Origin of the sequence: Paenibacillus lautus (assembly GCF_050482385.1) — a bacterium.
In the GTDB taxonomy this organism is placed as follows: Bacteria; Bacillota; Bacilli; order Paenibacillales; family Paenibacillaceae; genus Paenibacillus_AQ; species Paenibacillus_AQ lautus_B.
In genome coordinates, this window is record NZ_JBCNHV010000032.1 from 74097 (window position 1) to 97895 (window position 23799).

The following is a 23799-nucleotide window of genomic DNA, read 5'->3' on the forward strand; positions in this document are numbered from 1 at the left end:
GTTATGTACAGACGCAAGCTTAACGAACACTTACCTAAAACCCCGTAGGTTGGTGTCTGCTGCATATAGGCAGGTCTCCTGACTTGGGCTGCATCCCTCGGCATTGCCTTTCCCGAGACCTTGATCCGGTTCCTCGGTGGCATATATCGGTTGTGGATGGCTGATAGATCATAAACAGCCTTACGCCCTTACAGTGGCGGGACCGTGATGGATTTACACCATGCTTCCCTATTAAGCCGGACTGCCTTATAGGTTGATCCGGCACCTACACACACTATATTTGGTTGTTGTTAATCTAATTTAACCCAATATATTGTGTTTGTAAACTATATTCTTAAAATTGAACGCAAAAAGAATTATAGCAAACGAACGGCCATTGTGCCAGTTAAGAAACTGCCAAAAGGCCATAACATTTCCTGAATTGTGACCAAATGCGACCTTTTCTGCGCAGATACCACGTATATTATCGTTTTGACAAAATAGGATGTATTCGTATGGGCGAGACGAGGAAGGAACACCATATCTTGTGTGAAGCTAAAGACGGATGGACTTTGATATGAAGGGCAAGAATTGTTATGATAACTGTATCCGGAAGTTTAAAGCATTCCATATAGATGAGATGGGAACGAGGGAGGTTTTCAAGATGGCGATAGCGGAGGTAACGGTGATTCCGATCGGAACCGCAACAACGAGTTTGAGCTCTTATGTTGCCGAGATGCAGCGTATATTGAAACAGCAGGATGGAATATCCTATGAGCTGACTTCGATGAGTACCATTATTGAGGGAGAACTAAACATGATTTGGCGGGCGATTGAGGCTTTGCATGAAGCGCCTTTTCTGTCCGGTGCGAAGCGGGTATCGACTTCCGTGAAAATCGACGACCGCAGGGATCAAGTCTCCTCGAGCAAACAGAAGATCCAGTCCGTGCAGGAGAAATTAGGCGGGTAATGCCGCCATTTTCGGAGGATATTTCCGTAAGAATAGGACTTGCATTTTGCTCCTGAAGTATTATAATAATTTTTGTTGTTTCATGAGGAATAACATCGAATCACATTTGCTGGTGTAGCTCAGGGGTAGAGCAACGCACTCGTAATGCGTAGGTCGGGGGTTCAATTCCCTTCACCAGCATCTCACGTTAATATTTCCCGCCATATCAACGTTTGGACGTTCGTTGAATGTAACGGATAGGCAGCGTCAGGTCGACGCATTCCAGCCGTTGAAATGGACGAGCGTAGACGCTAATAGGCGGTCATATCGGAGTCTCCTACAGTACATCGTAGGAGGCTTTTTGTTATGAGTAATGATCCGCGCAAAGGTAAGCAAGCGATTATAAATAAACGTAAGGGCCGCGGTCAGGAAATCGGCTCGACAACATTAGATATCGGATTTGATTTGTTTTATAGCGTAAAGAGGACGGAAGGCGTTCGCCCACGTACTCTCGCAGATTACAAAAGTTATTGGCGTTATTTTCGTGAATGGCTCACACGAGCACATCCGGAAATAGAACTGATCGGGCAAATCACGGTCGTTACGCTCCGGGAATACATAGAGTACATGTCACACGAACACGAGCGTTACGAAGGCGTAGAGTACCGTAAGAAGGACGGAAAGAAGCTTTCGCCGGCGACCGTGGCTTCTCGGCTTCGTGCGCTGCAAACGATGTGTAAGTTTTGGGGGACGGAGGGACTAACGCAGACTAATGCGGCTGAGAAGATTAAAGCACCGCGTATGGATATACCTGAAAAGAGCATAATCACGGACGAGCAACTTTCGGCAATTATTGCGTCTGCAGATACGACCACGTTCGCTGGCTATAGAGACTATGTGCTGATGACTCTACTTGCGGACTCGGGGTTACGGATTAACGAGGCGCTTCAAATTGAAGACACATTCATCGATATTAAGGCGCGATGCATACGTCTTCCTGGACCGCTGAATAAGAATCGTAAGCCGCGTATTGTCCCGGTATCTGCTTCCGTATTGCGCGAGGTTATTCGTTTAATGGAAGAAACGCAGGATTACTTCGATACGCAATATGTCTTCGTTTCAAATTACGGCGATCGGTTGAAGGCGGATCAATTTCGTAAGAGGCTACGTCAGTATGCGATTGAAGCAGGTATTGATACTTCTAAGACGCAAGTGTCTCCGCATAGATTTCGCGATTACTTTATAACAAATTACCTACTTAATGGAGGAGACTTATTTACGCTACAACGTATTGTGGCGCACGCTGATATTAAGACGACACAAGGCTACGTTAAAATTAACGAAGAGGCAATGCGAGATAGTCATACGCAATATTCTCAGATATCGCGGCTAGGTGTGCCACGCATTGGAAGGCGACGTAAATAGACTGATAGTGTGTAAATGCTAGGAAATCTGACAGCAGTAAAGTACAATAGTGTTGGTAATATTATCAAATAAAAACGGGGGATTGCTATGGATTCATATACAATTGCAAGAGGAATGCCCTATGGGTGGGCTACGGTAAAGGAAAGTGGTTTGCCTGCGCAGTTCTTACAAAAAAGAGTATATATTGAATCGTTAGATAAGAATGGGAAAGTGATAGACAAAATAGAGGTTTCCCATAACGAAAAGAATACTATTATGGCCGCCTTATACGCAATACATGGTGTGAGACTACTTATTAATGAGATGTACCCTAAATTGTTTACTGAGTTAGAGTATGAAACTGCAATAAAAGTTCTTGAAGAACAGTATAGAGTTGTTCCTACAGAATCGGAAATCATGGAAGTGCGGTCCCTTTTTGATAAATACAATTACAAAAGAGTTGCCCTCGCTTCTGAAATGGAGAAGAGCGGCCAATACTCTTATGGGTATTTTGCTGTTACCCCGAAAAGTCCGTATTTCGGAAAGAAATTTTCATTTAAAGAAGCTTTGGATTTTTTGAGCGAAAGAGAAGGGCTTTACTATGCGGTAAATAATGATGGGAACAGATGTTACGATTTTGTTGATAAACCTAATAAAAGTCAAATTAACTACCAGAAAAAGAAAAACGGCAATGAGGTCGTATTTCTAAATTTTGAAGATTGGACAGAGTATAAAATATCTTAACTTAGGTAATTCGATATACGGTCAAAGCGCTCGATCAACGGGATTTTATTTTTCCGTAGGTCGGGCGCTTTTTACGTTCAGACTTCGAGAGTGTGGTCTTTTTCTTGCGGACAACCATGTCGTATTATGGTAAAATTTCGGTTATGGGACGATTTATGAAACCGCTGACCGCCGATATACACTTTTATACCGCGATGCTCGATCGGACACCTATCGTCGTGTTTATCGCGGACGAACTTATTGGCAGCGGAAAGATAGAGGAAATAACGGAGAATAGCGTTAAGATCGGGAAAAGGCGTTATCTTCGCGAGAGTTGTACATTTAAATACGCAGAATAATCAAATGAGGTGCCTTAATCCATGCCTAATTTAACAATAAATTTTCCTAGTGGGGCAAAAGAAGTATTGATAGTAGAACATGTTGAACTTTGTCCACACTGTAATAGAGACGTTAGCGCAGTTATTGTAACAGTATGTGTTATTAACAAATTTCGGGTTGAGATAATTTATCGGTGTCCGCGGAGCCAGTGTAAAAGAACATATATTGGAAGTTTTTATGGAGAAAACACTAAAGTTTTTATCAAGGCCGCAGTTTATCCCGATTATAAGACTATTGTTGAAAAAGAATTTCAACCGTTAGTGAAAGAGATATCCCCCAGTTTTGTTGAGATTTATAATCAAGCCCTCAGAGCAGAGCAATTGAACTTAGAACATATAAGCGGAATGGGCTATAGAAAGGCGCTTGAATTCTTAATCAAAGACTATGTTCTTAGCAGTAATCCAGAATCAAAGAATGTGATTGAAGACCACAAAACAACTCTCAACAAAGTTATTAAGGAGTTCATTATGGATGCTCGAATAATTCAAACCGCTACACGAGCTGCCTGGTTGGGTAACGACGAAACACATTATGTTCGTAAATGGAATAATAAAGATATCAGCGATTTGAAAATTCTGATCGATCTTGTCGTGCATTGGGTATCAATGGAGAAACTAACGAAACAGTATTTAGAAAGCATGAATTAACTAGTTAATAAGAAACTCCGTAAACACTGGACTCCGCAGCATTCCGGATTTCGTCCAATTCCGCATCTTCACGCGCGCCCTAATCCGCGGTTCCACGTAAACGAAGTTGCGGTCTTCACCGGTAATCAACGGCTTCACAACGTTATAAAACACCTTCCTATGCGTAGGATTTGCGCCTAGCTCGATAATACCGGCTAGGCGCATTTTTGCGTTGTGTCAGTCGCGTACATGCCGTTGCGACGGATTGACGGGATTACCTCATGCGTGATCCAACGTTTGAATGCGCGAGCTTCTGGCTTGCGGCTGCCGAGGATCAGCGAGTACAGGCCTGGTTCGTTAACAATGTACATTTTCTGTCCTCGTCCTAGAGAATCAATGACGTGAGTTGAATTCACCTCATCGGAGTCCAATCTCTCTACAGCTCTAATCGCTTGGTTAATTCCCAGCGCGTCACAAACATCCTTCGCAACAAACCAAGGTTCCCCTCCGATCGTCACCGTTCTAACCTCCGCGGTTCCGTACGTAAATACTTTCGTTAATTCGCGTCAGTCTGCGTCTAGTTTCGTTGACATTTCGTTTGCGTTGCGTGAGTGAAAGGCGGTATGTCGCTGTTAAAAGATTACCGTATTTTGGCACGGGACATAGCGATTAGAGCGTGTTAATATCGGTTTCGACGTTGATTTGCGCGCGAAAATAGACGTCAATAATGACGACAATGACACGGAGGTCTGCAATGGTAGTTGACGCAGAGACTAGAAGACGAGAAGGGCAACGTTTGGCCGCAAGAGAAGTGACGGTAAAGGAGATCGCGAAGAAATACAACAGAAAGGAAGGAACTGTCCGTGGCTGGAGGAGAGACGCCGAAAGCATAGAGGAAGAATTGTCCGTCGATGCCGGAGGTAATGAGTTACATAAGCTGCGCAAAGAAAATGTTCGATTAAAGGGACAGGTTCAATCTTTATTGAAGACTGTATCACAGTTAGCGTTGAATCAGAAATAAGTATATAAAATCAAAAGGACCGCGCCCATTTACGGGTTAGCGGTCTTCTTTTTGTTGCGGTATGTACTCAAGGACATCGGTTAAGGTATATCGGCGTCCAGTCATTGAGTTCAATGTATCGAGAATATTACTCAACGTTTCCAAATCAATCCTCTTCGTTTTGCCCTCGCACATATCATAAATAAGATTCGGTCTTACTTTAGCCTCACGAGCGAGTGCGTTCTTGGTAACGCCCGCATCGTTTAATGCGTCATCGAGTTTGATTAATATTGCCACGGACATTCACCTCTCACCTTCTATTATATCCTCTCGATAAACTTTTTAAAATAATCTATTGACGTTTAACGATAGACGATATATACTTCGTTTATAGATTAACGACAGACGATAAACGTAATACGTTAAATCATAATAGGAGGTTTCAAATATGAATGAAAAAGAATCTATCGTCGTATTCGAACGCATAGCCAGACGCGGCTTCTACAGCGTCACACTCAACGGCCAACGCAGCTATATCCCTTTCCGCTTGTTTTACGCAGTATTCCCACGAATGAACCGCAAAGTATCAAGAGGCACCGTCGAAGCCAACGAACGCCAGCTCGAAGCACTCGGAACCGTCGCAGATATTATGGGGAAGGATCACCATCAAATCCGTTACACAGTCGAACTCGGTTACGATATTTACGGTCGCCCATGCGCAACGAACTACATGGTTAACGCGCTCCACCTCGGCCAAACAATCGCGATCGTACCGGCAGCCTTCCGCCGCATAACTGGCGCACATGAACGCGCAACGGACGGCTGTATGGACGTGACTGGCGCGCAGCTAGATGAACTCGGCTTTATCCGGAAGGAGGTCGCAAGCAATGCAGCAAGCAACGCAATCCTTACCGCCTAGAACTCGCCGCGTCAGTCGTCGTACTCAACGCGCACTTCTGAGAGGACTCGCCTGGTTCGTCGCAATGATAATACGGGAGGTGCTTTCGTAATAATCCGTCCGATGATGGCGGCCGCTGCTCGAACAGCGACTGATGACCGGAGGACAAGTATCGGCAAGTGACCGCCCAGGTCGTATGTTAAATGTAAGAACCACGTACCCACCGGCGGCAACCGGTTAGGATCGCCATGCGTGGAAACGGTCGCGACTCCAATCGTGACCACCGGAACACGGTGCGCTAACACCGTTGATCCGAAGTTTTAATCGTCAGGATGGCGCCAAACATCGCTGGCGATCGATCAAAAACGCGGGATACGAGATCGCTGATCTCCCGGAAAGTATCGCGTAATCACGGCGACAGGCTGGCCGTTGAGACAATTGCGGATGGAGGGAAAAGGAATCCTTCGTCCGCTTTTGTTATGTAATATGTGGGAACATATGTTTGGTTTCAGGATTGTTGTCCCATTTTCAAAAAAATTTGTCCTTATATCTTAGTAGACAAATGTACGGATCGCATTCGGCCGTTGTTGAAGTTAACATAAGCCGAAATAATTTCGCGCCATGCTGTACGGAATCGCAATTTAGATTGTCTAGGTGTATGTAGGCGAAATATTTTGCGGAATGGTGTACGGTGCGGCCGTAATGGTGTCATAAGGATTGAAGGCGGAAATATCTCTCGCCAGAATGTGCGAAGGCGGGGTCGAGAGGGAACGTGAATAGTAGATGCGGAAAATTTATGCCGGAGTGTGCAGACGATAAGTGTCGCGTAGATAATACGATACCGACAAAGTTTACGCCAAGATGTGCGAAAGGCGTGTGTAGTGTTCTAAGTTTATGTATAACCACAAGAGATAGTTTCCCGAAGCGCACACCTTACGCACTTGCTACTCCACTCCGTTATCACTTTTTACTACGTTCCTTTAAGGAAAACGCGAGAAAACCCAGTAACGACGCGGCTTTTCAGACACGTTTAGCACTTTTTTGTGATAACCGTTTCCGACGCGATTGCTCTTTATCGCGGAGGTGAGGAACGAAGTGACGATGGCACCTAACTCCGGGGAAGATCGCCCGTCGTTCCGAGTCCGCTAAAGCGTCCACGGTCATATCAATTTCCTATCGCGAAAGAAGGTGTTACAAGATACAAAGCCATTGCGGACATGTCATGAAGCGAACCAAGTCGTATCTCATGTAGGCAATATCAGAGAAGGCGCGTTAGTCTTTAACGGGGTCAACCATAGGCCACGTTATGGAGTAGCAGCGCCAAATAGAAGGAGGCGGACATGTGACACAAGTAAAGGTAATCGATTCGATAATGGGAAGCGGAAAAACATCGTGGGCGATCCAGCATATCAACGAAGCGCCGGCGCAGGAACGTTTTATCTACATAACGCCGTACCTGCACGAGATATCGCGGATTAAAGGGGCGGTAACCTCGCGACGATTTATCGAACCGAACAATCGTAACCATGCGCGGAAGAAGATGCATAGTCTCAAGGCGTGTATTGCAGCCGGCGACAATATAGCGGCCACTCATTCGCTATTTCAGACGGCGGATGACGAACTGATCGACTTGATCACTGGCGCCGGCTACACGCTCGTACTGGATGAGGTTATGGACGTAATCGAGGTCGCCAGCATAAGCCGCGAGGATATCCGGATATTGAAGGACTCCGGGGAAATAGAAATCGTCGATAACCGCGTCGTATGGACCGGTGAGGGATACGTAGAGGGTCGGTTTAACGACATAAAGTATCTGGCTAAAGCCGGCAACCTTTTTTACCATCGCGGCAGCTTCTTAATATGGACGTTCCCGCCGGCAGTGTTCAGCGCCTTCGATAGTGTCGTTGTTATGACGTATCTATTTGACGGCCAACTGCAACGGTACTATTACGAATTACACGGGATCGATTACGACTATAAATCCGTTAAGCAGGCGGAGGACGGTCGGTACTGCCTAACGGAATACAGGCGGGAAGACGAAGGACGCGCTGAAATACTGCGCCTTATCGACCTGTACGAAGGGCCGATGAATGATATCGGTAAGATTCCGAACTCGTTTAGTGCGAGTTGGCTCAATAACTCTAAGCCGGAAATGTTTGCGCAGATAAAACGAAATCTAAACAACTTTCTACGAAATGTCTGCCGCGCATCCGGTGAGGACATCCTCTGGACTACGAAAAAGGACCATCGGCAGAAGTTGAACGGTAAGGGTTACACCAAGTCATTCCTACACTGTAACGCGAGAGCAACGAACGAGTATGCGGAACGATGGGCTCTTGCCTACGTGTTCAACCGGTACATGCACCCGTTCGAGCGTGCGTTCTTTGAAGACCGAGACATAACGGTTAACCAGGATCTACTCGCGGTGTCCGACTTACTTCAATGGGTATGGCGGTCGCGTATCCGCAAAGGGGAAGCGATTAAGCTGTACATTCCATCGAGTCGGATGCGGTCGCTACTTATTGCGTGGAGTAAATACGAAATTTAAGGGAGGGGATCGTATGATCCGGAAAGAAGACGCATTGAAGAAGATTCAGAACTTTATTATCGAAAATAAGGATGTCCCGACAGCCTGGCGTTCGGAACTTGTACGAGCCTTGACGGAGGAGCTAGAAAGCGAGGGATTCGTGCCTGCGCTGTACTGGTTATGGAAGATGAAGCATCCATCATTACTCCGAAAGGGGGCAGCGCCTCAGACGATCTGCGAAATCTTGGCGGACTTCATACTTAATATAAACGAGGTGGCGGAACGAAAGGCGGAGTATCCCGTACTTGGTCCGGAAAAGGCACACCGGAATGAAAAACAGCGCGAGGCATGTGAAAGTCTTCTCCGCTTTGAGCGCGATGACGATTTGGACCATCAGCCGCCGGGAACCGTCTATGAGGATTCCTTTGTCGACGGTAATCCAGTAGAGGAGCAACTGTTTGGGGAGCGATGCGATATGTCTGCGGAAGAGTTAACCGACCGGCTCGAAACGATCAAGCGAAGTCCAAGCGCGTTTATCGGCAAGTATGCGGATGGCACCGAGTGGAACCGTGAGGTTCCTGATAAGCGCAAAACGGTCGAAAATGTGGCCGAAGCTATTGAGCGTATTGATATTAGGAGAGTAAGAGTTTGCTTAGTGTGCGGCAACGCGTTCTATTCACATAGTAAGCAACCCGGACGTGTCAAGGTCTGCGATATCATCATACATTTGAAATTCAAGCCTAAGACTCAGTGCCAAGTTACCCGCGATAGGGCACTCGCGCCACTCCGTAAAAAGAAGAACAAGACATCAGCGTAATCGAACCATTTTCCAATACTATATAGACGGGTAATCCGTCATGTGGTCTATTTTATTTACTCTTATAGTAGCAAAAATAATATAAAAGGGAGGTTTGTAGAATGAATGCCGAAACTGTAAGAGCCATTCGGTTATCTAAGGACATGAGCCAACAGGATTTTGCAGATGCGTTGCGTGTTTCGCGGCAGTGTGTAACGGCGGTGGAGTGCGGGTATCGTGCTGTATCTTCAAATCTGCGTATTAAGATCGCGCAGACATTCGGTACCGGTCCGGATGTTATGGAAGCGATAGAGCGTGCGAAAGAGTCAAGTAAATTGGCGCTGTGACAAGCGTCTTTTATTTTTTGATGGTTCATCTAAAAAACTTTAGTATATCCCAAAATAATATTACAACGAAAACAAACGGGGGTCAAGACTTGGGGGACCAAATTTTAAAAAGAATCCAATCACTCGCCCGCAATCAATGCGCAGCCTTTACCGGTACTGACGGATGCCGATACGAACCCAACGGCCAGGCACGCTGCCAATGGTTCCGGACTGATCCGCAGGCGCTACCGTTCATTGAGGCCGGTGATATGCGTTGCCTGGAATTTGAACGCGCAGTGCTGCCGACAGATCCCGAATTAGAATCGCGCTACTTCAACCGCGAAGAGAACACGGCGACATGCGAGCGCTGTTCAACTCCGATCGTTAAGACGTCGAACCGGATGAAGTATTGCGGAGAGTGTCGCGAGATTAGACGGAAGCAAGGCGCAGCTGATCGGGCTAGGAATCGATATTGGGCAGCCAAAACCTAACGTTTTAGGACGTGAAAAACCGCGTAGTGGTGCGGGTTCTTAGGCGCTAATTTAACGAGATAGGGTGTTTATACCGGAAAGCCGAAAAACGGCTTCTAAAACGTTAGAAAGAGGTGGAACATGAATGACAAGCAAGCCGACGCAAAACATTACTGTCCTTATTTTCGAAGCGATTGCGGCTGCGTTTTGCTTCAAGCGATGAATAAGGCGGATATTCGTTGCAAGGTTTGGCGCGGCGAGGATTCGGTAAGATGCCGCTATTTAGATACGCAAGTTGCGAAAAGGGGATGAGGAGGCAATATGAAGGCAAATTAACGAAAGCCGCTAATGAAATCGGCAAAAGCATCGGTAAAGCTACCGCAAGTGGGATGACAGAAGCAGCATAGCAATTAGCTGAAAAACGGCTGACCGGCACCGTCGTTCTCTATCGCGATCATCGCGGTTTCGGCTTTGTTAAACAGACTAAAGGTAAGGACATATTCTCTCACATAAGAGACGTTGCCGATCCGGGTTTAACACCTCGAACCAGGCGAACGCGTGTTATGAACTAGGCGAGAAAGACGGGCGGCAAGCTGCAGTCAAGATCGCTCTAAAACATTAAGAATTGTATTATCATCCATGAGAAATGGTTAAGTTCCAATATTTAATGGAAAACATACCCTTTCCGTGTTATGTGTTACATGATACAATGTAGGTAAGGATCTCCTAGTTCTAAGTTGATAGATGTGGGTATAGAGTTTATATACCAGGAAATACTTTATACCGATCACTAAACACAACTTGGAGGTGTGTAGTATGAGTAAGGAGGGCAAAGACTTGAATAGTGCATTGGCAGAGAAATATCCAAATTTAAACATCAAACCTGATTACAGAAAACTTCTAGAAAATGTTAAACTCCCTAAAATTAAAGATGACACCATTATCTTAGACCCAACGAATGAAATGCACAAAAAATGGTTCGATCTAGAAGACGGTGAAGATAACGAGTGAGCAAACACGAAATAGGAAATATATATAAAGGGTATTTTCAATACCAAGATCGCCACGAAACTAGGGACTTTAGAAGACTTTTATTAACTGATATTACAGGCGAAAATTCCGAGATAGGAATCGTGACTCAAATAACTGGACAAGGACCAAAAGAACCGCCAGGCTATTATGACAAGTATCGAGAGCCTATCGAGAAATGGAAGCAAGCAGGGTTAACAAAAAAGTCATATGCAAGAGTTAATAAGAATATGCCTCTTCCCCTTAATGTTCTTAATAACCCAATCGGAAGGTTAGATGACGAGGAGTTTATAAGAATTGTGGGAGAGGCAATGAAATATTTAAATAGTCACGGATTCGAGCACTAATATAATACATAACTAAGCTGAAGAAGCCACTCATTTTGGGTGGCTTTTTTATATTCAAAAAAATAAAACAAAAGGGGAAATGAGAAATGGGTTACAGAGTATTTATGCAGGAGTCTTTTAATGGTCATGATGCAGGGAAAATGGTTTCGGGACTTGATTACTCAGAAGCACACTTGATCCAAAATCAACGTAAAGGAGTTATTGTCGATGCGCCAGACGCCTACGAAAGGCAAATAACCGAAAAAGTGGAGGAGTTTCGCGCAGAGTATAAAAGAATGACTGAATCCGATGATCCGGTTTACAGAGTAGAGGGCGCGATCGATTACTACGTGAAGCAGATGCAAGAAAAACTTGATAAAGAGGTTGCCGAATTAACACAGGAATGGAAAGACGTATATAAGGCAATGCAGGAAGAAGCCTCAAAAGATGCAGCTCGCTTCCGCCGTTATATCACGGAATCTGAGAAGGAATCCGCGAAACAGCACGCAATTAAAGCTGCTCAGGCGCTTAAATACGGAAATGATCCGAATGTACTAGAGGAATTGGTACGCCTGGCGCCACAAATGCCGAACGGACAGAAACTCGCGCTAATGGACGAGCTAGAGAGAATCGAAAGCGCAGCGAACGGCAAACATGGCGCGGCAATTAAACGTCTGTATTCAGAGTTGAGCAGCGTAACGAATACGGATCTCATGCATATCAAAGTCGTCGAGCTGCTCGGAGATGTTAGCGTAGACAGGACTTACCGGAACCTAAAATTGATACATCGAACGTACAAGCATCTACCAATTAACATGCACAATGAGCATAGAATTACCTCTGCAGTAGGGGCAGGTGTGCGCTAATGTTGGTTAATCATGGGACGGTTAACAGTTATCGAAATAATGACGGTAAGGTTGCCCTGGTCGAGGAGAGACATATGAACTTTGCGGATGCCGAGGCATTTCGTAAGTTTACGGAAGAGAACCCGGAAGCGCTGATACGTCATTTCGATGTTAGAGACGGAAATATCTTTGCGCAGGTACAATTTATCAAAATGGAGGACTTAAAATGAACGGAACAATTACGATTAGCAAGACGTACCACGTTCGGAATCTATCCCATATGTGGGGTTCGCGTATCGAGATTGACGGTAAAAAGCTGATTCATCTTGGTAAGTACGGCGGAAGCATAGGGTACGAATTATCCGCAGTAAACGCGGTTGAGGGCAACCTAAACGCCGTCTTAATCCACCTAACCGATAGCAAGGATACCGGCGTTAACCTAACCGTAAAGTTGCCACAAGGCGTGACGCTATCGGACGCATATAAGACGCAAGTGACAACGAAATATACGGCTGACGGAACGATCGCGACGATTACATTTGAATAATAACGGACTTATTACGGGAGCTGCCTTCGGGCGGCTTCTTTTTATTTTATTCGGAGGTGCTACGGATGATTGATTTACAAAAGGCCGACAGATTTACGGTCGAGGCGGCGGAACTATACGGCTTACTGATACACGGCAAGCCAGCGGAGGAGAAATATTTGCGACTGATGGACGTTTATAGCGACGTTGACGTCTTTAATGTCTTGCCGGACATTTACGCACTCAGAAAGTATCGCTATGGGAGTAGAGGTTGGGGGCGCCTGAGGGAACGGATTTATGAAAAGGCACAACGATTCAACGATTATTGCGAGGGGGTTCGTAAGCAATGATTGATATAACTGCACGACTTCGCTTAATCGACGATATGTCGTCGAAATTACGGCGCGTAATGGGCGGCCTCGGATCGTTTAGCGGAAAGGTTATCGGCGCATCCGCCGCGATAGCCGGACTTGGCGCCGGACTCACAGCCGCAGCGGTAGCGGCCAATTCGCTCGGCAAAGCGATGGATTTCGAGGCGCAAATGTCATCGATCGCGGCACTAACCGGCGCAACTAATAAAGAGATGGAGCAAATGCAGGCGCTCGCACTCAAAATGGGCGCAGCTACGAAGTACAATGCGTTAGAAGCCGCGCAAGGTATCGAAGAATTGCTCAAGGCGGGATTATCGCCAGCAACCGTTCAGGCGGGCGGACTTGAGGCGGCGCTTAACCTTGCGACTGCTGGCGGATTGGATCTCGCAGCGGCCGCGGAAATCATGTCGACCGCATTGAACGCGTTCCAGGAAGACGGAATGACAGCGGCACAAGCGGCGGACATTCTCGCGGGAACGGCGAATGCTTCCGCAACGAGCGTCGAGGAATTGCGATATTCCCTTTCGATGACGTCGGCAGTAGCGGCTGGCCTCGGCATGAACTTCGAAGATACGAACGTTGCGCTCGGCTTGTTCGCAAACCGCGGCCTTAAAGGTTCGGACGCAGGCACATCGCTGAAAACGATGCTCCAAACGCTGCAGCCGGTAACGGACGAGCAAATCGAATTGTTCCGCGCACTCGGACTCGTGACGGCTGACGGTTCTAACCAATTCTTCGACGCGGCCGGTAATATCAAATCGCTGAACGATATCGCGGGAACTCTGCGTAAATCCATGGCGAAGTTGACGAACCAAGAGCGGCAGCACGCGCTTAAACTCATGTTTGGTACTGACGCTGTACGTGCGGCTACGATTTTATTTAAAGAAGGCGCAGAGGGCGTTGATAAGTTCCGCGATGAGATGTCGAAGGTCACAGCGCTCGATGTTGCGCGTAAGAAGATGGATAACGCTGCGGGTGCGGTCGAGCAATTCAGGGGCGCCCTTGAGACGTTGCAAATATCCGGAATGATGCCGTTGTTGCCGATCGTTAAAGACATGGCGAATGCGGCTGCGGATTTCATCGATAAGTATAGTCCGCAAATCGTGGCGGGTATGCAATCGATGGTTGATAAGGCGAAAGCTTACGTTAAGAAGAACTTTATCGATAATCCTGAATGGCAGCGATTGACGACTCTGGAACAGAAGATCGAGTTTACCTTCGATAAGTTCGGCGAGTTGTTTAATAACTGGTGGAATGCTGGCGGAAAGACGAAAGTGACTGCAGCCGCCGAAAAGATTACGAGCGTCATCGGTAGTGTATTGGGGAATTCCCAGCCGCTCATAAATGCTGCCGTTAAATTAGGAGTAGGAATAGCGGATGGTGTACGTAAGGGGATTATGGACTCGTTCAAACTTCCGGAAGAGCTACTCAATCTCGTACCAGGCGGAAATACTGCGCAGACTAAACGGTTGATCGAGTTTAACCAGAAAATGAGCGATACAGACAACAATACGCCTATGTTCGGCGGTGAGGCCGTCATGCAGGCTCCGCAACCTAAGTCGTTATGGGATTCGGTAACAGGCGTCTTCAAAGGGCATAACGGCGGATTAGATCGCGTTCCATATAACGGATATACTGCGTCGTTGCACGCTGGTGAAGCCGTATTGACTCGCGAAGAGGCTAAACGTTATCGAGGCGAGAGTGGTGCTAATGGCGGCGGCTCGAGTAGTGTAACGGTCAATATTTACGGCGGATTAACGGTGCGTGAAGAGGCGGACGTCGAGAGTATCGCGAAGAGATTAGCGTACGAGATGGCGATGTAAGGAGGTCCATATTATGACGATAGAGCTGATAGAGGGCGGAGGGTTTAGTCAGTTAAAGCACGTCGTTAAAACGATCGGCCATAACCGAGATGTTGATATCGAGTTTGCGACAGTACTTTCACCGCTACCCGACATCCGGATAAAAATCGATAACATGCCGATAGAATTGGACGCAGATGACGTTGTTGTTTGCGAGCATCTGCGCGACCATAAGCGTGAGATAACGATAAATGGCGGTGAAATCGCAGAGATGACCGTTATGTCTCCGCTTATGGCTGGCGACCGCGTTGCTGTAGTGATGTATTCCGACAATCAGGGTTATCTCGTGCTAGACCGGATTTAATTACTTGCGGAATCATGGCGTTTAACACTGCGCTGTGGTTCCGCTATTTTTTTTGTGTAAACTTGAGGAAATACTTACGAAAAGTAAGCTATAAAGAGATAACGCAATGTCTGGCGAAGATTTAGCGAGTATATTCCCGAGATAAACGGTTACGCTGCTTTACATATAGTCGGGTTTTCGCTAATATAACGAGACGATGGACAAAGACGGAATACGGCCGAAAATGAGCGTATTCACAGAACGGTGATACCGACTATGGGCGACTAATGACGCGGTATTTCAGCGATTAATAAGTTGTGGAAAACGGTGAATTTGCGGAGTTATTTCGATATCCATACGTGTCCAATTTGCGCAATATCCGAAACCGATTTTTAGCGTAATAATTCGCATAGTAGTGCGCATAATTGGCGTAAGTTCTACTTCGGATTCTTTCGGAATATAGCGAATTTTACCCGCCGCGAGCTTCTGACGGACGTCCCCTCCGAAATTTTCAGGGGGTCAAACCGCATACTTGCATATTTATGCGCTAAATCGATGTATAAACGGCTTGAATATGATGCATAATCGGACGCAATCGGACAAACGGCGTAACCATGCGGCTTCGTGGTACATACGCACAGCCTACGTATTAACAGTGCGTAGACCCTACGATGAATAACGGATGTATAACGGTCGATCCCGTGAAAGGGGGGGCGGGCCTCCTGCGAACGAACCCGAAATCTGGTGCCCGAAGAATCCGCGCAAAATTTTAAACTTTGGGGGTTTGCGTAATCGAAATGCGCGGGATATAATGGAAATACGTAGGACTCCGATAGATCCGTAAGACACGTCTGAATGTGCGTTATAGGCAACGTCAGGTATCGGAGGGAAATAGCGCTATCTAGCGCACTCGTAATGCGTAGGTCGGGGGTTCAATTCCCTTCACCAGCATCTTTAGAAAGTCAATAACGGCGCGGTTTTCCGAGTTTTCGGAATCGCGCCGTTTTTGTTTAATAACCTACACTTCTAACATTCTTCTAACATTTAGTTGAGTAAAGTGGATTTTTCGTCCTCGAAGGAAAACCCTTCCTGATGTCGGAATTTGATATTCAAGGGGGGCTTTTATTGATGAAGAAGAAAAAGGTTGTTTCGTAGTGACACCTATTGGACCGGTAGCTAATTTATCTGGTCTGAATCCGAATGTATTATATGAACTGGCTGTAAGACATTCGATCAGAAAACCAGTCATCCAAATATGTGAAAAGGGTAATTCCCACTTTCTATTATTGATGCAGTTCCAGTGGCAAGCCGCGAAAAGGTGGTGAAGCTTTGGAAATCGGCGGTATGGATATTAACGGAAATATCGTTTAACTGGCACGCTAAAACCGAGCGTGTCTTTTTTATGCCCCTGGGTGTCCGGGGGCTTTTTAATTTGAGGAGGGTAGTTCCACGTTGAATCAATTGAAGCATTTAGGGAATACAGTGTTGTTAGCTGCTTGCTGGTGCATCTGGCAAGGAGGCAGCAACCGGAGGGGTTGTAGAGGTGCTGGGGCTGCTTGCAACGCTGCTCGGCTGTGGGATAAGCCTCAGTAGATTCTGGTCGATCTGATGATCGCCGATTACAGAGAAGTGATTTACAAATATATGCCAACTTGATTATACTTAAAAAAGTGAACTGAAGGCATCGGTAAAAAAATCCCTGCTGGCCTATGCTGGCAGGGATTTTTTTGTTTGAATGGGGGGAGCAATTCGCATGAAAAAGTTATTCTTGAAATTTGGAACAGCGGTCTTATCCCTGTTATTGGTTTGGTTGGTCCTTAATTATTTTCCGGAGTTAGATGACATTGACGTAAACCCACCAATACCGGGTACCGTTGTCGAATTGGAGTTTCCAGCGGATAGATATCCTGAGACAGCGGATCATATAAAAAAGGCTATTGAATCCGGCCATTCCGATGTTTGTACCATTGATCGAACTGGTGCAGAGGATAACAGGAATTTTTCATTAAAAGGAATCCCTACAAAAAAAGGATATGATCGGGATGAGTGGCCGATGGCCATGTGTGCCGAAGGCGGAGACGGTGCAAGTGTTGAATACATAGATCCATCTGACAATCGAGGAGCAGGAAGCTGGGTAGGTAACTATTTGGAGGGATACCCGGATGGTACCCAAGTACATTTCATTTTTAGATAGCAAAAAGACCCTACTAGCTATATGCTAGTAGGTTTTTTTACGTCTAGTCGTATTAATCGACTCACATGCTTTATTTCCTCTATGGAACCCAGACTGGCCCATAAGCACTCCGCATCTTTAAGCGATCTATACAAGCATCTGGTATGCCTATGCTTCGCCATCGATAAGGTATATCGTCACGCTTTGCTTCTTCTATATATGGCTATTTTTAGTTCTTTATCCCACATTTGATTGATCACGCACCCATGACTAAAGTAATGATGTCAATATTCCAAAGGTGGCAACGCATGCAATTTCGCCGTCCAACACGAGGTCATCCGGAAATAAGGCGTTGGCTATCTCAGGGTATAGGCGCGTACAGTCGTTGTTATGGCGTGTATATAAACGGACTATGCCGTTTTTCTGCGAGTAGATCAAGCGGTGGCCGTCGATTTTAGGCTCGAATATGAAGCACGAGTCTGAGGAGCTGGCGCGGTTGCAAGTAACAACGGATCAATAAACATAAAAACACCTCAATGGAATTATAACGTTCAAGCTTATGCTGATCAGGCGGTAAGTTAACAGAGAGCGGCGCTGATTATTGGATTCAATACTTAGGTATAACGAACTAGTATATCCCTAATAATAACGCCTATTTTTTATCTGGAATGGTTCCGGTTTGTTTGATACAAGTTATTTGTCCATCCCCATGGTGTGCATTTGACATATAGATATGACAACACACAGTCATGAAGTCTAAGGGAAGGTGGCGGAAATGAAGGATGGCAGCTAAACGAAAGTACAAATGTTTAGAGGCAAAAAGAAAATACAAATGTACCAAAAGAATTAAAAAAACAGTTTTTCGTAAGAAACCCCGTTGTAAAAGGCGGTTATCAAAGTGGTGTTTATTAAATAGAAGAAGGAAAAATCTTCAAGTTGCAATTGATCAGCAAGCCTTACAAGCTGCAGAGTTAGCTAAATTGTGTGAAATGCAGAGATCCATAAGCCAGCCAGGTATTCAAGGGGTTTCAGGTCCACAAGGGATACAAGGTATTCCGGGAGCTCGAGGAGAACGAGGGATTGATGGATCTGAGGGCCCCCCAGGAATACAAGGCCTTCCGGGATTACAAGGAATACAAGGAGAGATGGGTCCGCAAGGAATACAAGGAGAGATAGGTCCGCAAGGAATACAAGGAGAGATAGGTCCGCAAGGGATACAGGGTATTCCGGGAGCTCGAGGAGAACGAGGGATTGATGGATCTGAGGGCCCCCCAGGAATACAAGGCCTTCCGGGATTACAAGGAATACAAGGAGAGATGGGTCCGCAAGGAATACAAGGAGAGATAGGTCCTCAGGGCCCTCCTGGACCTGTAGTAATTCCTGAAGTTACCATCTTGCCTACGACAAACCGTTATTTTTATCAACCAGAAACAGATTTGGATTTAACCATGTCGGTTACAATTCCAGCCAGTTTTTTCACCAACGATTTGGGGGCTCCAGTTGCGGATTTCTCAGCACTCGACCCAAATAGTTTTAACAATCTTTATATAAATGGAATTCTCCAGCCGGGTAATTCGTATGATGTAAACCCTACCAGTTTATTATTTCCGTCACAAAGCACCACAATCTATGCGGGAACTCCTATCGTTTTAGAAGCAGTACAACTAACGGCGATTGTTACTGTCTAGTAATTTTTGGAAGAATGCCCTCACTTCTCCCGAACCCTCTGCATTTATTGTACAAGAGGATCAGGCATGTTTTCTAAGTTTGCTAGAAAATCTGTATGATTCTCAAGAAAGAAGGGAGGCGATGAAAATGCCAATAGTACCACCGTATCAAAACAGTAGAAGATTCACTGCTACAGCTGGCGCTGGAACGGGAACAGGAGCAACATTCGCAATTGCAGCAACAGCGTTTACCAATGATGCAGGAACAGCTGCCACGGTATTTCCGGGTACGTTCAACTATTACAACCTTTATGTGAATGGTATAATGCAAACAGCTGATGTTTCTTCTGTTACAACAACGACGATTACGATCCCTGGCGGTGATGCGTTAGATCCCGGAACTCCACTTATAGTTCAATTCGTTGTCTCTTAATTCATGTTGGTTTTCAAAGAAAGACCTGCTCTGTTTTTTAAACGAGCAGGTCTTTTCTTTGATTTAAAAGCGAAGGGGAATTTTGAGCCTTCCCGGAAGATGCTGCCGGTATTACAATGCTAAACCAATTGATAATCTAATAGAATTTATAGAAAACATCGTGAACAGGCTTAGCATGAATAATAGAAGAAACATGGTGTCGCACTCGTAATGCGTAGGTCGGGGTTCAATTCCGTTCGCCAGCATCTTTAGCAAACCTTATAGGACGCGGATTTCCCGGTTTCGGGAGCCGCGTCTTTTTAGCTGCTGCGGCCGATCTTTTACCCTCTAGTCAATTCCTTGACAAATATGGCGTGGATAAACAGAAATCTAAGATGAAACAACAAAATGCGGGCGGCAAACTAAGGTAGGAAATAAGTTCTTAGCTTGCCGCTTTTTTTATTGATTTATTTTCTCCGTTACTTTAATGTTGGACTAACTTTGTATAAAATTTGTTTCTCATTAAAGTAATCGGTATATTCAACATACTTAATCTCGCCAGTTGCTGAATAACGAAATATAAGTTGTTCATGAATCATCTCGGTTAAAAAAGTAGTTTGGGTTGAATCGTGACTTACTGGAACCAGTTTGAACTTATATAAGACGCCGTACATTTTAGGAACCATAAGGTATAGCTCGTTGTTTATTATTGATATGTCCAAGACTGTGCTCGTGTCATCGACCGAATACTTCCCCGATATAGACTCTTGATTGACAAAATGCGTTGGTTTAGCAAGCAATGGGAAAGAAACATTTTCTCCGAAAATAACTTTTGCTATCTCTCGGCTTAAATGAGTTACTGGAGTTACGCCCATATTACTTAGAAAAATGATTGTAACTTCGTCATCTACGAACCTGAGAAAATCGCTATAAAAGCCGCCAACATCTCCAAAATGATGGGTGCAAGTTCGGCCATTTATATCTGAAACTACCCACCCGCAAGCATATGAGTCGTATTTAGGTGTAAACATTATTTCCGTCAACTCTTTGCTTATTAGTTGGGATGTTTTTAGTGCTTTATCCCACATAAACAAATCCTCAGTGGTTGAATATAATCCATAGGCTCCTAATGGGTATGACATATCTTGATAAGCAGCACGGACAGGTTCTTCATAAAAGGAATAACCAGAGGCAACTTTTGATACAATTTTAACGCCATCATCACAGCCGGTATTAAGCATTCCCGTTGGTAGGCAGATTTTTTCCCTTATATAATCGGAATAGGACATTCCGGAAGTGGATTCAATGATGGACGTTAATAATGCATAGCCGGAGTTGGAGTATTCAAATCTGCTTCCTGGTTCGAATTCGCATTCAAGGCCTTTAAACGAGTCAATAAGTTGATTTAAAGAGGATGGAAGCCTCATAGTATAAGGCCAAAAGTCTGGGGAGCTTGTGTAGTTGGGGATGCCGGAGGTATTCGTTAAGCAATGGAAAATCGAAATACAATCACCGTTTGGATATTCGGGAAAATATCTATCTATAGTATCGTTTACGTTTAATTTGTTCTTCTCGTGTAATTGAAAAATACTCATGGAAGTGAAAGCCTTAGTCAAAGATCCGATAAGAAACTTAGTATCAGGCGTATTTGGCACATTATGTTCTCGATTAGCCATTCCGAAACCTTGGTTAAACATAATTTGTCCATTACAAGCTATTAATATGGATCCATTCAAATATCCGTTTTGATCATATGATTCTATCCATTTTTCTATTCGTTCCTGAAGCATGAATTAGCTTCCTCCTAATGGTTTATAAGGAAATGTTACCAAGGAGGATATGAAAATCGAAGGGAAAAAACAATTATTGTTAAACTTTCTTGTCTATTCGTCTAATAAGTCCAATATCGTACCAGCATTAATAAAAATTGCCCGCCGGCTTTTAGCCAGCGAGCCGTAGTCCTCTACCAGAAACTCTACCCAAATCAGGAACCATTGCTCATCTCAGCAGTAGTCATTCAAAAATGTCTGGAAGATGAATCATCATAAAAGCGAGCAGGAGCGCTTCAAGCGCCGGGAATCATCCCGGCGCTTGCGCATGTCTAACTATTGTAAGAAATCTTTCTTGTTCAGCGCATGATCGACGATACGAATTTCGCTGATCCATCCGTTAAACACGCCGTCCAGCTTATTGGCATATTGGCTCGCGCCGATGATCCACGGTTTGCCAGTCGTGGCGATGCCCTGCGGCTTCGTATCGGGATTGCGCAATACTTCTACGCCGTCGATATACATCTTCGTCGATTGCCCGTCGTTGACCAGCGCGATATGGTGCCAGCTGTCGTCCATCTCCCACGACCAACTCGTTTGCTCGCTTCCGTAATTGAGCGGGAAGGACGCCCATTGAATTTCCCGTAAGCTTGACACAGCTAACGTTGCTAGCGGAGCGTCGGCGTCACCTTCTTTCTTGCCGACGTCTTGTCCGGTGCCGTACCGGCCCAGAATGCCCATCCAGGAATGCTTGTCGGCGTCAAAGTCAGGCCCGAGCTTCACGACCGCTTCAATCGTATATCCGTTCGGGAATGTCAGTGCATTGATAGGTGCTTGATCGGATGTTTTCAAATACGAGCCTTTCTTTTGTGATTTGTTGTTGAAAAAGCGAATGCCCGAATTGCTTTGCGGATTTTGCGCATTTCCTTTGTACCAGATCAGATCGCCTGGCTTGGCGTCGCCTTCGTCGATACGGTACAAATCGTTGCCTTTGCCGGAAAGATCTTTGACTGCTGCTCCCTTGCCTGCCACAGCTTGCCCTTCAGCGGCCGAACGGTTGTCCATTTGCCAGTAAGCGACCGTACCTTCTACTTTCGGCACTTCTTTATTGACGGAAATGATGGGCTGAAATCCGGAGAACCGTTCTTCAAAATCCATCGCGACGGTAAAATCGTTAAAATCGTCTACTAATTTCTCCTCATCAAACGCGGTTCTTTGTTTCTCCGGCATTCCCATGACCCATGGGGAGAAGGAGGATGTATGAATGCGGTTTTTGTCCATGTCGAATTCAAGCGTTCGTAACAAGCCGTTGCCGCCATGAAAGGCGCTCTGATAATCAACGACCATCATAACGACGTCGTGACCTTTGTTATTTTTCTTGACCGTATGAGCATAGCCATGATGATGACCGTTGACGGTGAGGAAGATTTGATCGTTCTTCGCAATCAGTTTGTCCCATAGAAATTGCCCGTGATCTGTCATGACGGCTGATTTTTTGTCGTTGGAAATGTTCAGCAGTTGGTGAGTGAACACCATGACCGGGTACGTAGGATGTTTGTCGATTGCCTTTTGCGCCCACTTCAACGTCTCTTCGGACGCTCTCCAATCCAGGAAGAGTGCCATGTACTTTTTCCCGGACCCTTCAAAAATATAGTAGGAATTAAATCCGTCCTCCGAATGGCCGGTAAAACCCGGGATGTTCTTCATCCGGTCTGTCGAAAAATAGTTCAAAAACGGTTCCTTGGCCAAATCCCGTTCGTTGTCGTATTGCTGCGAGTTGAGCACATCATGGTTTCCTGCCAAAAAACCGTATGGAAGCTTGGCTTTATCGAGTACTTTCATCGCCTCGTCGGCGTTGCGCCATTCGTATTCTTCATCGGCACGATCGACCAAATCGCCTAAATGTGCAGTGAACACAATATTTTCTTTTTTCGCGTTCTTTGCGATCCAATTCGTTTGCGACAGCCAAAGCTCGTTTTTGTAACGTGCATACTTTTGCGTATCCGGCAGTATGGCCATCTTGAAGCTATTGTCGCTATCTGGTGAAGTGGCTGGACTTGCGGACGCTTGAAAGCCCGACAGCAGCCCCGCAATCATCGTCGCTGGCAACAGCAGCGCGAGCAATTTCTTGAATTTCTTTTTCATTCTGTCATATCCCTTCATCGATGTAATGTGATAGGGACATTGTACGGAATATGTATTACCGGGATGTTAGGAGAGAAACGGATTTGTGTAAAGTATGGAAAATGGTCTGTGCTGATTAAATTGCCGTTGGCTTCCAGTGTGGATCAATCGGCAGTATATCGATCATGGGAATCGCGAGCACCCGGCCACTAAGCTGTGAAGGAGTGATCAAAGAGTCATAAGGAGAATGCCTAACACTAGAAAAAGGGCTCCTAGAACGATCCAGAGAAGCCCACTGGATTTGATATATTGAAT

27 protein-coding genes, 2 tRNA genes and 1 riboswitch are annotated in these 23799 nt (G+C 45.5%); of the genes, 23 read left to right on the plus strand and 6 right to left on the minus strand.

Annotation, left to right across the window (positions count from 1 at the left end; translation table 11 throughout):
• Nucleotides 1–51 precede the first annotated feature (51 nt).
• Nucleotides 52–284, minus strand: a riboswitch (cobalamin riboswitch).
• A gap of 359 nt (nucleotides 285–643) precedes the next feature.
• The 5 genes from ABEW73_RS32110 to ABEW73_RS32130 all read left to right on the plus strand — a co-directional run bounded on the left by ABEW73_RS32110 (nucleotide 644) and on the right by ABEW73_RS32130 (nucleotide 4101).
• Entirely contained in the window at nucleotides 644–949 is a 306-nt protein-coding gene (locus tag ABEW73_RS32110; RefSeq protein ID WP_076322239.1) for an MTH1187 family thiamine-binding protein, read from the plus strand.
• Nucleotides 950–1057: 108 nt separating this feature from the next.
• Nucleotides 1058–1129, plus strand: a tRNA-Thr gene (locus ABEW73_RS32115).
• A 165-nt stretch (nucleotides 1130–1294) separates the two neighbouring features.
• Nucleotides 1295–2353: a tyrosine-type recombinase/integrase gene (locus ABEW73_RS32120; protein ID WP_430170296.1), complete on the plus strand. Its 1059-nt coding sequence runs from the start codon at nucleotides 1295–1297 to the stop codon at nucleotides 2351–2353.
• An 87-nt stretch (nucleotides 2354–2440) separates the two neighbouring features.
• Nucleotides 2441–3076, plus strand: a complete 636-nt coding sequence (locus tag ABEW73_RS32125) for a hypothetical protein (RefSeq protein WP_430170294.1) — start codon at nucleotides 2441–2443, stop codon at nucleotides 3074–3076.
• Between the two features lie 359 nt (nucleotides 3077–3435).
• A complete protein-coding gene (locus ABEW73_RS32130) occupies nucleotides 3436–4101 on the plus strand; it encodes a hypothetical protein (RefSeq protein ID WP_430170293.1) in 666 nt (221 codons plus the stop codon).
• Here the strand turns inward: ABEW73_RS32130 and ABEW73_RS32135 are convergent, their stop codons facing one another.
• Nucleotides 4102–4239 (minus strand): hypothetical protein, encoded by a 138-nt coding sequence (locus ABEW73_RS32135; protein WP_430170291.1) that lies wholly within the window; start codon nucleotides 4237–4239, stop codon nucleotides 4102–4104. It abuts the gene before it with no gap.
• 56 nt (nucleotides 4240–4295) lie between these two features.
• The gene (locus ABEW73_RS32140) at nucleotides 4296–4598 is read right to left on the minus strand and encodes a BRO-N domain-containing protein (protein WP_430170289.1); all 303 of its coding nucleotides are present in this window, start codon (nucleotides 4596–4598) and stop codon (nucleotides 4296–4298) included.
• 236 nt (nucleotides 4599–4834) lie between these two features.
• Here ABEW73_RS32140 and ABEW73_RS32145 point away from each other — a divergent pair, with 236 nt between their 5' ends.
• Nucleotides 4835–5101 carry a hypothetical protein gene (locus tag ABEW73_RS32145; protein WP_430170287.1) on the plus strand — a complete coding sequence of 89 codons (267 nt, stop codon included), beginning with the start codon at nucleotides 4835–4837 and terminating at the stop codon, nucleotides 5099–5101.
• Nucleotides 5102–5137: 36 nt separating this feature from the next.
• Here the strand turns inward: ABEW73_RS32145 and ABEW73_RS32150 are convergent, their stop codons facing one another.
• Complete coding sequence (locus ABEW73_RS32150) at nucleotides 5138–5383, minus strand: helix-turn-helix domain-containing protein (RefSeq protein WP_430170285.1); 246 nt, start codon at nucleotides 5381–5383, stop codon at nucleotides 5138–5140.
• 145 nt (nucleotides 5384–5528) lie between these two features.
• On the opposite strand from ABEW73_RS32150, the gene ABEW73_RS32155 reads away from it, so the two are divergent.
• From ABEW73_RS32155 to ABEW73_RS32225, 15 genes are all read left to right on the plus strand, one after another.
• Nucleotides 5529–5999 (plus strand): hypothetical protein, encoded by a 471-nt coding sequence (locus tag ABEW73_RS32155; RefSeq protein WP_430170284.1) that lies wholly within the window; start codon nucleotides 5529–5531, stop codon nucleotides 5997–5999.
• Nucleotides 6000–7320: 1321 nt separating this feature from the next.
• On the plus strand, nucleotides 7321–8526 hold the full coding sequence (locus ABEW73_RS32160; protein WP_430170282.1) for a hypothetical protein: 1206 nt from the start codon (nucleotides 7321–7323) through the stop codon (nucleotides 8524–8526).
• 13 nt (nucleotides 8527–8539) lie between these two features.
• On the plus strand, nucleotides 8540–9322 hold the full coding sequence (locus ABEW73_RS32165; RefSeq protein ID WP_430170280.1) for a hypothetical protein: 783 nt from the start codon (nucleotides 8540–8542) through the stop codon (nucleotides 9320–9322).
• A 101-nt stretch (nucleotides 9323–9423) separates the two neighbouring features.
• Nucleotides 9424–9648: a helix-turn-helix transcriptional regulator gene (locus ABEW73_RS32170; RefSeq protein ID WP_430170278.1), complete on the plus strand. Its 225-nt coding sequence runs from the start codon at nucleotides 9424–9426 to the stop codon at nucleotides 9646–9648.
• Nucleotides 9649–9737: 89 nt separating this feature from the next.
• Nucleotides 9738–10118 carry a hypothetical protein gene (locus ABEW73_RS32175; protein WP_430170277.1) on the plus strand — a complete coding sequence of 127 codons (381 nt, stop codon included), beginning with the start codon at nucleotides 9738–9740 and terminating at the stop codon, nucleotides 10116–10118.
• A 795-nt stretch (nucleotides 10119–10913) separates the two neighbouring features.
• Nucleotides 10914–11108 (plus strand): hypothetical protein, encoded by a 195-nt coding sequence (locus ABEW73_RS32180; protein ID WP_430170275.1) that lies wholly within the window; start codon nucleotides 10914–10916, stop codon nucleotides 11106–11108.
• Nucleotides 11105–11473: a hypothetical protein gene (locus ABEW73_RS32185; RefSeq protein WP_430170273.1), complete on the plus strand. Its 369-nt coding sequence runs from the start codon at nucleotides 11105–11107 to the stop codon at nucleotides 11471–11473. The genes ABEW73_RS32180 and ABEW73_RS32185 overlap by 4 nt, the downstream gene beginning before the upstream one ends.
• Before the next feature lie 86 nt (nucleotides 11474–11559).
• Nucleotides 11560–12318, plus strand: coding sequence for a hypothetical protein (locus tag ABEW73_RS32190; protein ID WP_430170271.1), 759 nt, complete (start codon nucleotides 11560–11562; stop codon nucleotides 12316–12318).
• Entirely contained in the window at nucleotides 12318–12527 is a 210-nt protein-coding gene (locus tag ABEW73_RS32195) for a hypothetical protein (RefSeq protein WP_430170269.1), read from the plus strand. The genes ABEW73_RS32190 and ABEW73_RS32195 overlap by 1 nt, the downstream gene beginning before the upstream one ends.
• The gene (locus ABEW73_RS32200; protein WP_430170267.1) at nucleotides 12524–12844 is read left to right on the plus strand and encodes a hypothetical protein; all 321 of its coding nucleotides are present in this window, start codon (nucleotides 12524–12526) and stop codon (nucleotides 12842–12844) included. Before ABEW73_RS32195 ends, ABEW73_RS32200 begins: the two co-directional genes overlap by 4 nt.
• Before the next feature lie 65 nt (nucleotides 12845–12909).
• Complete coding sequence (locus ABEW73_RS32205) at nucleotides 12910–13173, plus strand: hypothetical protein (protein ID WP_430170265.1); 264 nt, start codon at nucleotides 12910–12912, stop codon at nucleotides 13171–13173.
• The gene (locus tag ABEW73_RS32210; RefSeq protein WP_430170263.1) at nucleotides 13170–15017 is read left to right on the plus strand and encodes a phage tail tape measure protein; all 1848 of its coding nucleotides are present in this window, start codon (nucleotides 13170–13172) and stop codon (nucleotides 15015–15017) included. Before ABEW73_RS32205 ends, ABEW73_RS32210 begins: the two co-directional genes overlap by 4 nt.
• A gap of 13 nt (nucleotides 15018–15030) precedes the next feature.
• Nucleotides 15031–15360, plus strand: coding sequence for a DUF2577 family protein (locus tag ABEW73_RS32215; protein ID WP_430170261.1), 330 nt, complete (start codon nucleotides 15031–15033; stop codon nucleotides 15358–15360).
• An 864-nt stretch (nucleotides 15361–16224) separates the two neighbouring features.
• A tRNA-Thr gene (locus tag ABEW73_RS32220) sits at nucleotides 16225–16287 on the plus strand.
• An 805-nt stretch (nucleotides 16288–17092) separates the two neighbouring features.
• On the plus strand, nucleotides 17093–17533 hold the full coding sequence (locus tag ABEW73_RS32225) for a NucA/NucB deoxyribonuclease domain-containing protein (protein ID WP_430170259.1): 441 nt from the start codon (nucleotides 17093–17095) through the stop codon (nucleotides 17531–17533).
• 249 nt (nucleotides 17534–17782) lie between these two features.
• Here the strand turns inward: ABEW73_RS32225 and ABEW73_RS32230 are convergent, their stop codons facing one another.
• A complete protein-coding gene (locus tag ABEW73_RS32230; RefSeq protein ID WP_430170257.1) occupies nucleotides 17783–17950 on the minus strand; it encodes a hypothetical protein in 168 nt (55 codons plus the stop codon).
• Nucleotides 17951–18294: 344 nt separating this feature from the next.
• On the opposite strand from ABEW73_RS32230, the gene ABEW73_RS32235 reads away from it, so the two are divergent.
• Nucleotides 18295–19200: a DUF4183 domain-containing protein gene (locus ABEW73_RS32235; RefSeq protein WP_430206423.1), complete on the plus strand. Its 906-nt coding sequence runs from the start codon at nucleotides 18295–18297 to the stop codon at nucleotides 19198–19200.
• A gap of 127 nt (nucleotides 19201–19327) precedes the next feature.
• Entirely contained in the window at nucleotides 19328–19612 is a 285-nt protein-coding gene (locus tag ABEW73_RS32240) for a DUF4183 domain-containing protein (protein WP_430173783.1), read from the plus strand.
• Between the two features lie 458 nt (nucleotides 19613–20070).
• Here ABEW73_RS32240 and ABEW73_RS32245 read toward each other — a convergent pair whose 3' ends face one another.
• Together ABEW73_RS32245 and ABEW73_RS32250 are read right to left on the minus strand one after the other, a co-directional pair.
• On the minus strand, nucleotides 20071–21381 hold the full coding sequence (locus tag ABEW73_RS32245; RefSeq protein WP_430173782.1) for a serine hydrolase domain-containing protein: 1311 nt from the start codon (nucleotides 21379–21381) through the stop codon (nucleotides 20071–20073).
• Between the two features lie 315 nt (nucleotides 21382–21696).
• Nucleotides 21697–23505: a LamG-like jellyroll fold domain-containing protein gene (locus ABEW73_RS32250; RefSeq protein WP_430173781.1), complete on the minus strand. Its 1809-nt coding sequence runs from the start codon at nucleotides 23503–23505 to the stop codon at nucleotides 21697–21699.
• Nucleotides 23506–23799 lie beyond the last annotated feature (294 nt).